This window comes from Hymenobacter caeli (genome assembly GCF_013294115.1).
GTDB classification, from domain to species: Bacteria; Bacteroidota; Bacteroidia; order Cytophagales; family Hymenobacteraceae; genus Hymenobacter; species Hymenobacter caeli.
This window is the reverse complement of the sequence record NZ_JABSNP010000004.1, coordinates 115,226-126,682: the sequence shown is the minus strand read 5'-3', so window position 1 is coordinate 126,682 and position 11,457 is coordinate 115,226. Positions and strand designations below refer to the sequence as shown.

11 protein-coding genes are annotated in these 11,457 nt (G+C 66.2%); 10 read left to right on the top strand and 1 reads right to left on the bottom strand.

What is annotated here, in order from left to right:
* The first annotated feature begins 32 nt into the window (after window positions 1-32).
* Together HNP98_RS05845 and HNP98_RS05840 are read left to right on the top strand one after the other, a co-directional pair.
* Window positions 33-806, top strand: a complete 774-nt coding sequence (locus HNP98_RS05845; RefSeq protein WP_173809107.1) for a LamB/YcsF family protein — start codon at window positions 33-35, stop codon at window positions 804-806.
* Window positions 806-2,002, top strand: a complete 1,197-nt coding sequence (locus HNP98_RS05840; RefSeq protein ID WP_173809106.1) for an NRAMP family divalent metal transporter — start codon at window positions 806-808, stop codon at window positions 2,000-2,002. Before HNP98_RS05845 ends, HNP98_RS05840 begins: the two co-directional genes overlap by 1 nt.
* 140 nt (window positions 2,003-2,142) lie before the next feature.
* Here the strand turns inward: HNP98_RS05840 and HNP98_RS05835 are convergent, their stop codons facing one another.
* Complete coding sequence (locus HNP98_RS05835; RefSeq protein WP_173809105.1) at window positions 2,143-2,430, bottom strand: hypothetical protein; 288 nt, start codon at window positions 2,428-2,430, stop codon at window positions 2,143-2,145.
* Between the two features lie 244 nt (window positions 2,431-2,674).
* Here HNP98_RS05835 and HNP98_RS05830 point away from each other — a divergent pair, with 244 nt between their 5' ends.
* From HNP98_RS05830 to HNP98_RS05795, 8 genes are all read left to right on the top strand, one after another.
* Window positions 2,675-4,126, top strand: coding sequence for a phytoene desaturase family protein (locus HNP98_RS05830; protein ID WP_173809104.1), 1,452 nt, complete (start codon window positions 2,675-2,677; stop codon window positions 4,124-4,126).
* A 126-nt stretch (window positions 4,127-4,252) separates the two neighbouring features.
* Window positions 4,253-5,356, top strand: coding sequence for a hypothetical protein (locus tag HNP98_RS21810; protein WP_173809103.1), 1,104 nt, complete (start codon window positions 4,253-4,255; stop codon window positions 5,354-5,356).
* Entirely contained in the window at window positions 5,353-6,153 is an 801-nt protein-coding gene (locus HNP98_RS05820) for a cytidylyltransferase domain-containing protein (RefSeq protein ID WP_173809102.1), read from the top strand. Before HNP98_RS21810 ends, HNP98_RS05820 begins: the two co-directional genes overlap by 4 nt.
* Window positions 6,154-6,247: 94 nt before the next feature.
* A complete protein-coding gene (locus tag HNP98_RS05815) occupies window positions 6,248-7,105 on the top strand; it encodes a transketolase (RefSeq protein WP_173809101.1) in 858 nt (285 codons plus the stop codon).
* Window positions 7,106-7,248: 143 nt separating this feature from the next.
* Window positions 7,249-8,202 (top strand): transketolase family protein, encoded by a 954-nt coding sequence (locus HNP98_RS05810; RefSeq protein ID WP_173809100.1) that lies wholly within the window; start codon window positions 7,249-7,251, stop codon window positions 8,200-8,202.
* 162 nt (window positions 8,203-8,364) lie between these two features.
* Entirely contained in the window at window positions 8,365-9,699 is a 1,335-nt protein-coding gene (locus HNP98_RS05805) for an aminotransferase class III-fold pyridoxal phosphate-dependent enzyme (protein WP_173809099.1), read from the top strand.
* 208 nt (window positions 9,700-9,907) lie between these two features.
* Entirely contained in the window at window positions 9,908-10,714 is an 807-nt protein-coding gene (locus HNP98_RS05800) for an SDR family oxidoreductase (protein WP_173809098.1), read from the top strand.
* 131 nt (window positions 10,715-10,845) lie between these two features.
* Window positions 10,846-11,340 (top strand): KdsC family phosphatase, encoded by a 495-nt coding sequence (locus tag HNP98_RS05795; protein WP_173809097.1) that lies wholly within the window; start codon window positions 10,846-10,848, stop codon window positions 11,338-11,340.
* The last annotated feature ends 117 nt before the right edge of the window (window positions 11,341-11,457 follow it).

Below are 11,457 nucleotides of genomic sequence, written 5' to 3'. Positions count from 1 at the left end.
TTTTTAGTTGGCGTTCTTTTCACTTTGTTTCAATGACGTACTCCGTTGACCTGAACTGCGACATGGGCGAGAGCTTCGGGGCCTGGACCCTGGGCCAGGACGCGGCCGTGCTGCCCTTCGTCACGTCGGCCAACATTGCCTGCGGCTTCCACGCCGGCGACCCGGGCGTGATGCGGCAAACCGTGCGCGCCGCGCTCAGCCACCACGTGGCCCTGGGGGTGCACCCGGGGCTGCCCGATTTGGTGGGGTTTGGGCGGCGTAATATGGATATTTCGCCCGAAGAGGCCTTTGACATGGTGGTCTACCAGCTGGGGGCCCTGGGGGCCGTGGCCCGGGCCGAGGGCGGGCGGCTGCACCACCTCAAGCCCCACGGGGCCCTCTACAACATGGCCGCCACCAACGCCGCCCTCGCCCAGGCCATTGCCGAAGCCGTGCACCGGGTGCAGCCCGAGCTGGTGCTCTACGGCCTGGCGGGCAGCGAATTAACCCGGGCCGGCGAGCGGCTGGGCCTGAAAACCGCCCACGAAGTATTCGCCGACCGCACCTACCAGGCCAACGGTACCCTCACCCCGCGCCGCCAGCCCGACGCCCTGGTAACCGACGCCGACGCGGCCGTGGCCCAGGTGCTGCGGATGGTGCGCACGGGCCAGGTGCGCAGCCAGCAGGGCCCCGACGTGGCCATCCGGGCCGATACGGTGTGCCTGCACGGCGACGGGGCCCACGCCGTGGAATTTGCCCAGCGGCTGCACGGGGCCCTGCGCGAGGCGGGGGTGCGCCTGGGGGCCGATTTCAGCGGCGCGCGCTGATGGGGGCGGGCAAGCGGTGGTTCGGCGGGGCCAGCCTGGGGGCGGCGTTTCTGATGGCCAACTCGTCCATCGGGCCGGGGTTTCTGACGCAGACGACGGTGTTCACCCAGCAGCTGCTCACCAGCTTCGGGTTCGTGATTCTGGTGTCGGTGGTGCTCGACGTGGGGGCCCAGCTCAATACCTGGCGAATCCTTACCGTGAGCGAGTTGCGGGCCCAGGACCTGGCCAACCGACTGCTGCCGGGGCTGGGCTACGGGCTGGCGGCCCTGGTTATCCTGGGCGGCTTCGCCTTCAACATTGCCAACATTGCCGGCTGCGGGCTGGGCCTGAACGTGCTCACGGGCATGAGCTACGCGCACGGGGCCCTGGCGAGCTGCGCGGTGGCCCTGACCCTGTTTTGGGTGCAGGAAATCGGCAAAATGCTCGACGGCTTCACCAAAATCCTCGGCACGGTCAAAATTCTGCTCACGCTCGGCATTGCCTTCAGCGCGCACCCGCCCCTGCTGCTGGCGCTGCACCACACGCTGCTGCCGGCCCACGTCAGCGCGGCGGCCATCGTCACCATCGTGGGCGGCACGGTGGGCGGCTACATCACGTTTTCGGGGGCCCACCGGCTGCTTGATGCGGGCATTAAGGGGCCGGCTCAACAGGATGCGGTGACGCGCAGCGCCGTCAGCGGCATTGTTATTTCCACGGTCATGCGGTTCGTGCTGTTCCTGGCCATCGTGGGCGTGCTCAGCCGCGGGGCCGTGCTCGACGCTGACAACCCCGCGGCGGGCGTGTTCCGCTCGGCGGCGGGCGAAGTAGGTTTCCGCATTTTCGGCGTCATTCTGTGGAGCGCGGCCATCTCGTCGGTGGTGGGCGCGGCCTACACGTCGGTGTCGTTTTTCAAGACGTTCCACCCCGTTTTCGCCCGCCACGAGCGGGCCTGCATCTCGGTTTTTATCGTGCTCTCAACGGGTATTTTCGTGCTCGTCGGCAAGCCCGCGCAGCTGCTGGTGCTGGCCGGGGCCGTGAACGGGCTGATTTTGCCCATCGCGCTGGGCATCGTGCTGGTGGCCGCCACCCGCCCCCGCCTCATGGGCCCCTACCGCCACCCCCGCTGGATGCTGGCCGCCGGCTGGGCGGTGGTGGCCATCATGGGGGCCCTGAGCGTGCCCGTGCTGGTGGCGCAGCTCGGGGCCCTGCTGCATTAAGCGCCCATTCCGCACAGGCCGTCAGGCCTCGGCTGCGCTCGGCATGATGGCCCCTTTTATATCCGTTCGCATAGCCTCTCACCCCATCAAAAAGCCCCGCCGCAAGTGCTTGCGGCGGGGCTTTTTCGCAGTCGGAGAAGCTAGTTCTGCGGCTTCACTTTTATCTTCTTGCGGTTGCCTTTCACCTTGGCACCGACGGGCACGGTCATGGTTTTGGAGGGGTCCGTGGCGGTGGTGGTCGATTCGGTGGTGGTAGTGGTAGCGGCGGGAGTCGCGTCCGGGGTCATGGCCGGGGCCGGCGTCATGGCCGGGGCGGGGGGAGTGGCGGGCGCGGTGGTCTGCTGGGTCGTGGTCGTGGTGGTTTGCGCACTGGCCGAGTAGCTACCGGCGGCGATGAACAGGGCAAGGAGGATGAGTTGCTTTTTCAAAATAGCTGGGGTTTGGTGAAAGGATGAACCCGCACCAATAAAAGGCGGGTTTTGAAGTACGCATAACGAAGCCTGTCGCGGAAAAAGTGCCGGTTATTCATTGATATTTCATATAAGCCAAAATTCTACACCTTGCCGGCGGCGGGGCCCGCGCCCCCGATTCGGGCGTTTCCCCGAGCCTGGCCGTATATGCGCCGCGCCCGCGCCGGCCCCAAATGCCCGCCAAACCAGCGCTTCTTTTGGCATGAGCAACTCAAATTTTGACGCCGTGGTGGTCGGCTCGGGGCCCAACGGGCTGGCGGCGGCCATCGTGCTGCAACAGGCCGGCCTGGCGGTGCTGCTGCTCGAAGGCAGCCCGCAGCTGGGCGGCGGCCTGCGCACGGCCGAGCTGACGCTGCCCGGCTTCCGCCACGACCTCGGCTCGGCCATTCACCCGCTGGCGGTGGCCTCGCCGTTTTTCCAAACCCTGCCGCTGGCCAGCTACGGCCTCCGGTTCATCACGCCGCCGGTGGCCGTGGCCCACCCCTTCGACGACGGCACGGCCGCCGCGGCCACGGGCTCGCTGGCCGACACCGCCCGCCAGCTGGGGCCCGACGCGGGCGCTTACCGCCGCTTGCTGGAGCCGCTGGTGGCCGACTGGCCGGGCATTGCCCCCGACGTGCTGGGGCCCCTGGGCTGGCCCCGGCACCCGCTGCCAATGGCCCGGTTTGGGCTGTCGGCCCTGCTGCCGGCCACGGTGCTGGCCCGCCGCTTCCGGGGCCCGGCGGCGCGGGGCCTGCTGGCCGGGGCCGCCGCCCACAGCATGCTGCCGCTGAATAAGCTGGCCACGTCGGCGGCCGGACTGGTGCTGCTCATCGCGGCCCACCGCGCCGGCTGGCCGCTGCCCCTAGGCGGCGCGCAGGCCATTGCCGACGCGCTGGTGGCGCACTTCCGGGCCCTGGGCGGCCAAGTGGAAACGGGCACCTTCGTCGCCTCGCTGGCGCAGCTGCCCCCGGCGCGGGCCGTGCTCTTCGACGTGACGCCCGCGCAGCTGCTCCAGATTGCCGGGCACAGCCTCTCCAGCATCTACCGCTGGCAGCTGGGGCGCTACCGCTACGGCATGGGCGCGTTCAAGGTGGATTGGGCCCTGGACGGGCCGATTCCGTTCGCGGCCCCCGACTGCGCCCGAGCCGGCACGCTGCACCTGGGCGGCACGCTGGAAGAAATTGCCGCCGGCGAGCGGGCCACGGCGCGGGGCCAGCACCCGGCGCGGCCCTTTGTGCTGCTGGCCCAGCCCAGCCGCTTCGACGCCACCCGGGCCCCCGCCGGCCGGCACACGGCCTGGGCCTACTGCCACGTGCCCAACGGCTCGCGGGTGGACCGGACGGCCGCCATCGAGGCGCAGGTGGAGCGCTTCGCCCCCGGCTTCCGCGACCGCATCGTCGGCCGCCACACCTTCGACCCGGCCCAGCTGGAGGCCCTCAACCCCAACTGCGTGGGCGGCGACATCAACGGGGGCCGGCTGGACATCACGCAGCTGTTCACGCGGCCGGCCCTGCGGGCCTCGCCCTACCGCACCTCGCGGCCGGGGCTCTACCTGTGCTCGTCGGCCACGCCGCCCGGCGGGGGCGTGCACGGCATGTGCGGCTACCACGCCGCCCGCCGGGCCCTGCGCGACGTGTTCAAGTTGCCCGCGTTGCCGCTGCGCCGGGGTTGAATCTGTAGGGGAAAGGCCGGGCCGGGAAAAAGGGGCGTCTTCGCAGGGCAGCGGGCCGAATGACGCGCTGCCGCAACCCGCCGTAGCTTTGGGGCCCGCCCGCCGCCGCTTTCCCGCCCTTGCCGTATGACGCGCAAAAAAGTACTGTTTCTCATCGGTTCGCCCAACCAAACCACCCAGATGCACCGCGTCGCCGAGCTGCTCGGCGACGAGTTCGACGCTTACTACAGCCAGCTGTACTACGACGGCTGGCAGCGCCGCTTCTACGAGTTCCTGCTCTGGGCCAATCTGTTGAAGGGCACCATCGTCACGGGCCACATCAAGGAAAAAGCCGACCGCTACCTGGCCGCCCACGGCCTGCCCAACGACTTCGAGGCCCGTGTGTACGGTAACGCCTACGACCTAATCGTGTGCTGCTCCGACATCATCGTGCCCTGGAACCTGCTGGCCACCACCAAGTCGGTGTTCGTGCAGGAGGGCATGACCGACCCGCTCAACCTGTGGGCCCGCCTGGTCAAGCGCTTCACCCGCTACCCCATCCTCACCATCAGCACGGCCCTGAACGGGATGAACAACTGCTGCGACGTGTACTGCGTGGCGTCGGAGGGCTACGCCGAGCACTTCCGGCGGGTGGGCGTGGACGCGGGCAAGCTCGTGGTGACCGGCATCCCCAACTTCGACGACGTGGAGCAGCTGCGCCGCAACGCCTTCCCGCACCGCGGCTACGTGCTGGTGGCCACCACCGACATGCGAGAAACCTACCGGCCCGACAACCGCAAGCGCTTCATCCGCGAGGCCGTGCGCATCGCCGCCGGCCGGCCCCTGTTTTTCAAGTTTCACCCCAACGAAAACATGGCCCGCGCCACCGCCGAGGTGCAGCGCTGGGCCCCCGCCGGCACGCGCATCTACACCGAGGGCAACACCGAGGAGATGATTGCCAACTGCGCCGAGCTGATAACGCAGTACAGCACGGTGGCCTTCGTGGGCCTGGCGCTGGGCATCCCGGTGCATTCGTACTTCGACCTGGCCGACCTGAAGCGCAAGCTGCCCTGGCAAAACCACGGCACCTCGGCCCGCCGCATTGCCGACGTGTGCCGCCGCTACGCCGGCTTTGCGGGCAGCGGCCCGGCGTTCCTGAAGCAGTACCGGCCCGAAGATTTTGCCGGCACCGCCGCCGGGGTCCCCACCGCCGCCGCGGCCGTTCCGCAGGCCCAAACCGCCCGTTCGTGAACATCCTCACCGTCGTCCAGGCCCGCCGCGGCTCCTCGCGCCTTCCCGATAAAGTCAGCCTGCCGCTGGCCGGCCAGCCCCTGCTCGTGCGCATGGTGCAGCGCGTGCAACTGGCCCGGCTGGCCGGCCAAATCGTGGTGGCCACCACCACCGACGCGGCCGACGACGCCTTAGTGGCCATGTGCGAGGCCCACGGCCTCAACGTGTTCCGCGGCTCGCCCACCGACCTGCTCGACCGCCACTACCAGGCGGCGCTGGCCTTCGGGCCGGTGGATGCGGTGGTGAAAATCCCGTCCGACTGCCCCCTCATCGACCCCGCCGTGATTGACCGCGTGCTGGCCTATTATATAGCTACCGCCGGGCAGTTTGACTTCGTAAGCAACCTGCACCCCGCCACCTACCCCGACGGCAACGACGTGGAGGTGGTGCCCCTGGGGGCCCTGGCCACGGCCTGGCGCGAGGCCCGCCGCCCCTTGGAGCGCGAGCACACCACGCCCTTCTTCTGGGAAAACCCCGGCCGCTTCCGCCTCGCCAACGTAGCCTGGGAAACCGGGCTCGACTACTCCATGTCGCACCGCTTCACAATTGACTACCGCGAGGATTATGAATTTATTAAGGCCGTGTTTGAGGCGCTGTATTCGGCCAATCCAGCCTTCGGTTTGGCCGACATTCTAACTTTATTAAAGCAAAGGCCAGACATTTACGCCCTCAACGCCAGCCTGGCCGGCGTGAACTGGTACCGCAACCACCTGGACGAGCTAAAAACCGTGGCCGCTGGGCAAACCAAGCGTATCTAAGCTGTTAGCTATTAGCGACTAGCCATTAGCTTCTTTCAAAGAAGCCAGTCGCCAAAAGCTAACAGCTAATAGCCAACAGCTAATAGCCAAAAGAATGACCTCCGAAAAACAAGACGAACTGAAAGCCCTGGCCCTGCGCGTGCGCGAGCACATCGTGCGCCTGAGCACCGACGGCGGCTGCTTCACCGGCGCTTCGCTGAGCTGCGCCGACCTGCTGGTGTACCTCTACGCCGACTTCCTGAACATCAGCCCCGCCACGGTGGACGCGCCCGACCGCGACTTCCTGTTCCTGAGCAAGGGCCACGACGTGCCGGCCCTCTACGGCACGTTCGCCGAGCTGGGCTTCATGCCCAAAGAGCGCCTGGCCAACCACTTGAAGGCCAACGACAGCATCTACTGGCACCCCAACCGCGCGGTGCCGGGCGTCGAGTTTCATTCGGGCTCGCTGGGCCACCTGCCCTCCGTGGGCCTGGGCGTGGCGCTCGACAACCGGATGCGGGGCCTGAAAAACCACACCATCGTCATCACCGGCGACGGCGAGCTGAACGAGGGCTCCGTGTGGGAAACCGTGCTGGTGGCCGCCGCCCACAAGCTCAGCAACTTCACGCTGGTCGTGGACCGCAACCACTTCCAGGCCAACGTGGCCACCGAAGACCTGATTCCGCTGGAGCCCCTGGGGCCCAAATTCGAGGCCTTCGGCTGGGCCGTGCAGCGCATCGACGGCCACGACTTCGCGCAGCTCGAAGCCGCCTTCGGGGCCCTGCCCTTCGCCGCCGACCGGCCCTCCGTCATCATCTGCGACACGGTGCGCGGCCGCGGCCTGCCCAGCATCGAGGCCCGCGCCGACCGCTGGTTCTGCAACTTCTCCGCCGATGAAGTAGTGGAGCTGCTGAAGGAGCTGCACAGCCAGGAATCTACCACGCTAACGAGCGAAACCCTGACGGTCCGATAATCGCTGATTATGCAGATTTAAGCAGATTTCGCAGATTTAAACAGCACCCCAGGGGCCACAAATGGCTCTTTCGCTCCGGTGCTGCTCCCTGCTTCTCTCGCTTCGTCTGCATCTGCGAAATCACCTTTTAATCTGCATAATCTGTGATCTACGAAGAATTAATTAAAGAAACGGCCCTGGCCGACGACCGCCTCATCGTGATGACGGCCGAAAACCGCGCCCTCATCCGCAACCTGCCGGCCGTGCTGGGGCCCCGATTCATCGACACCGGCATCACCGAGCAAACCCTGATCGGGGCGGCGGCCGGGCTGGCCCTGCGCGGGCGCATCCCGGTGGTGCACGCGCTGGCCACCTTCCTCACGCTCAGGGCGTTTGAGTTCATCCGCACCGACGTGGGCATCGGCCAGCTGCCAGTAAAAATCAGCAGCTTCGTGCCCGGCTTTTTGTCGGATGGCAACGGCCCCACCCACCAGGCCATCGAGGACGTGGCCCTGATGCGCGGCATCCCGGGCATGACCGTTTTCGCCCCCGCCGACGAGGCCGACATGCTGGGCATGCTGCCCCAGATTTGGGCCTCGCCCAGCCCGGCCTACGTGCGCATCAACACCCGCCCCGGCACCTACCAGCACGCCCCCTTCGAGATGGGCAAGGCCGAAGTAGTGGCCACCGGCACCGACGCCACCATCCTCGTCTACGGCATGCTGTTCGAGCAGGCCCTCATCGCCCGCGAGCTGCTCGAAGCCCAGGGCAAGTCGGTGGGCCTCATCAACATGCGCACCCTCAAGCCCGTGGACGAGGCCGCGCTGCTGCAAGTAGTGCAGGCCGGCGGCCTGGTCGTGACGCTGGAAGACCACTTCCAGACCGGCGGCCTCTACTCCATCCTGGCCGAGGTGCTGCTGAAGAATGAGCTGACGGCCAAGGTGCTGCCCATCGCCTTGAACGAGCGGTGGTACAAGCCCGGCCTGCTGAGCGAAGTGCTCGAATACGAAGGCTTCACCGGCCAGCACATTGCCCGCCGCATCGCCGAAAAGCTGGGCGCCAACCCCGCCGCCATCACCACCAAAACGGCAGTGGTGGAAAACCAATTTGCCGAGTAGAGACGCCACACTTGGCGTCTCAATCGTTGAACGATTCAATCGTTGCACGGCGCTTTGGCCAACCATGCTCAATCGTTGAACGGCGCTTTGGCCAACCGTGCAGCGGCCGAGACGCGAAGTGTCGCGTCTCTACGTTCCATTATAAACAATCCTGAAATAGCCATGCCCAACACCGTTTCTTCCAACGCTAACTACCCCGATTTCACCGAGTCGGATGCGCTGTACGCCCGCGCCACTTCCATTATGACGCCGGTGACCCAGACCCTGGCCAAGGGCCCCGGGCAGTACACCAAGGGCGGGGCCCCCAAGTACGTGAAGCGCGGCAAGGGCGCCCACGTCTGGGACGTGGACGGCAACGAGTACCTTGATTTCCAGATGGGTATCGGCCCCATCTCGCTGGGCTACGCCTACCCGCGGGTGGACGACGCCATCCGGGCGCAGCTCGAAGACGGCATCACGTTTTCGATGATGCACGAGCTGGAAGTGCAGTTTGCCGAACTTATCCACGAGGTTATCCCCAACGCCGAGAGCATCCGCATCAGCAAAACCGGGGCCGACGTGTGCTCGGCGGCGGTGCGGGTGGCGCGCGCCTTCACGGGGCGGCCCCACGTGCTGTGCTGCGGCTACCACGGCTGGCACGACTGGTACATCGGCACCACGAGCCGCGACAAAGGCATCCCCCAGGAAAGCAAGGACTTGGTGGACGCCTTCGAGTACAACAACCTCGATTCGTTTAAGCAATTGCTGACGCCCGACGTGGCCTGCGTCATTCTGGAGCCCTTCATTTTTGACGAGCCCAAGGACAACTTCCTGCACGAAGTAGCCCGCCTCTGCAAGGAGAACGGCACGCTGCTGATTTTCGACGAGATGTGGACCGGCTTCCGCATCGCCGTGGGCGGGGCCCAGGAGCACTTCGGCATCAAGGCCGACCTGGCGGTGTTCTCGAAGGCGTTTGCCAACGGGATGCCGATTTCGCTGCTCACCGGCCGCCGCGACGTGATGCAGCTCTTCGAGCAGGACGTGTTCTTCTTCACCACGTTCGGCGGCGAGGCCCTGAGCCTAGCGGCGGCCATGGCCACCATCGCCGAGATGCGCGAAAAGAACGTGCCCGCCCGCCTCGCCGAGCAGGGCAATAAGCTGAAAGTCGGCTACAACAAAATCGCCGTCGACCTCGGCCTGAGCCAGTACACCAAGTGTTACGGCTACGACTGCCGCAGTATCGTCACCTTCGACGCCAGCGCCGGCAACCCCCTGGAAGTGAAGGCCTACGTGCAGCAGGAGCTGTTCAAGCGCGGCATCATGTGGGGCGGTTTCCACAACATGTGCTTCTCGCACACCGACGCCGACGTGGCCCACGCCCTGGCCATGTACGCCGAGGTGCTCCCGTTGCTGAAAGAGGCCATCGAAGCCGGCGACGTAGCCGCCCGCCTCCACGGCGAGCCGGTGGAAGCCGTGTTCCGCAAGGTGACCAACGCCGCGCCGGTGAAGGCGAAGTAGGGGCCCCTGAAGGAACCTCACCCCCTAGCCCCCTCTCCAAAAGAGAGGGGGAACTAGTTTCTAGTTTTAGCTCATAGTTTTTTACGTAGTGAGCGCGGCCTCATTTCATTCTAGCCCTAATTCTAGCCCTAAAAACTAGAAGCTAGTTCCCCCTCTCTTTTGGAGAGGGGGCTAGGGGGTGAGGCCCCCGCCAGGACGATACAACTGCATGACCCTCTTCGACCTTACCAACAAAACGGCCATCGTCACCGGCGCGTGCGGCCTCATTGGCCGGCAGCACTGCGCGGCGCTGGCCGCCGCCAGTGCCAACGTGGTGGTGGCCGACATCAACCAGGCCGCAGCGGAAGCGGTGGCGGCCGGCTTGCCCGGGGGCCCCCACCTGCCGCTGGCCGTGGACGTAACCAAGCCTGAGTCGCTGGCCGCGGCGCGCGACCAGATTATCAAGCAGTTTGGGCACATCGACGTGCTGGTGAACAACGCGGCCATCAACGACATGTTCGAGAACCCGGCGCTGGCCGCCGACCTCAGCAAGTTCGAGAACTTCCCGCTCGCCACCTTCCAGCAAGTGCTGGAGGTGAACGTGACGGGGATTTTCCTGGCGGCGCAGGTCTTCGGCACGCCGATGGCCGTGCAGGGCAGTGGCTCCATCATCAACGTGGCCAGCACCTACGGCATTGTGGGGCCCGACCAGAGCATCTACCGCAACGAGGCCGGCGAGCAAACCTTCTATAAGTCACCCTCTTACCCCATGACCAAGGGCGCGGTGGTGAACTTCACCCGCTACCTGGCGGCCTACTGGGGCCCCCAGGGCGTGCGGGTAAACACGCTCTCGCCGGGCGGCGTGGAGAACAGCCAGGACGCCTTTTTCGTGAAGCAGTACAGCGCCAAAACGCCTCTGGGCCGCATGGCCGCCGTCACCGATTACCAGGGCGCCGTGGTGTTCCTGGCCTCCGAAGCCTCGGCCTACATGACCGGCGCCAACCTGGTGGTGGACGGCGGCTGGACGGCCATTTAGCACTGTACCACGACTTGTAGCGCGGACTTTGTAGTCCGCGGCTCTCGCTTCGTCCTGCCGATTTCCCTTATACAACCGTTCAAAAACGCGGACTACAAGGTCCGCGCTACAGCCCTTCAACTCTCCCCTTAGTGAACCTAACCGAACTGCAAGCCCGCGCCCGGCGCATCAAACTGTTGCTGACCGACTGCGACGGCGTGCTCACCGACAACGGCGTGTACTACTCCGAGCGCGGCGAGGAGATGAAGCGCTTCAGCATCCGCGACGGCATGGGCGTGGAGCGCCTGCGGGCCGTGGGCGTGGACACCGGCATCATGACCGGCGAAACGTCGGGCTCGGTGCAGCGGCGGGCCGATAAGCTGCGCATCACCGAGCTGCACCTGGGCATCAAGGACAAGCCGGCGCGGCTGCACGAGATTATGGCCCGCACGGGCCTGACGGCCGAGGAAATTGCCTTCATCGGCGACGACACCAACGACGTGGAAATTCTGAAGCTGGTGGGCCTGGCCGCCTGCCCCGGCGACGCCACCCGCTTCGCGCGGGCCGTGGCCGACTTCCACTGCGAAACGGCGGGCGGGCACGGCTGCTTCCGCGAAGTGGCCGAGTTTATTATCGCCAGCCGGTAAAATAAAACCGCTGGGCGCACGTCTGGGGCCCCGGGGCCCCGAACAATCCCGCGGCTCTGCTTATTTCGTATCATTACTTCTCTTATTTGGCCAGCTCCTGGCTTCACTCCCACCCCA

What these genes read in the sequence shown, in the direction of transcription:
- HNP98_RS05830 (WP_173809104.1), top strand. Translation starts at nt 2,675, where the DNA reads ATGAGCAACTCAAATTTTGACGCCGTGGTGGTCGGCTCGGGGCCCAAC.
- HNP98_RS05805 (WP_173809099.1), top strand. Translation starts at nt 8,365, where the DNA reads ATGCCCAACACCGTTTCTTCCAACGCTAACTACCCCGATTTCACCGAG.
- HNP98_RS05815 (WP_173809101.1), top strand. Translation starts at nt 6,248, where the DNA reads ATGACCTCCGAAAAACAAGACGAACTGAAAGCCCTGGCCCTGCGCGTG.
- HNP98_RS05800 (WP_173809098.1), top strand. Translation starts at nt 9,908, where the DNA reads ATGACCCTCTTCGACCTTACCAACAAAACGGCCATCGTCACCGGCGCG.
- HNP98_RS05840 (WP_173809106.1), top strand. Translation starts at nt 806, where the DNA reads ATGGGGGCGGGCAAGCGGTGGTTCGGCGGGGCCAGCCTGGGGGCGGCG.
- HNP98_RS21810 (WP_173809103.1), top strand. Translation starts at nt 4,253, where the DNA reads ATGACGCGCAAAAAAGTACTGTTTCTCATCGGTTCGCCCAACCAAACC.
- HNP98_RS05845 (WP_173809107.1), top strand. Translation starts at nt 33, where the DNA reads ATGACGTACTCCGTTGACCTGAACTGCGACATGGGCGAGAGCTTCGGG.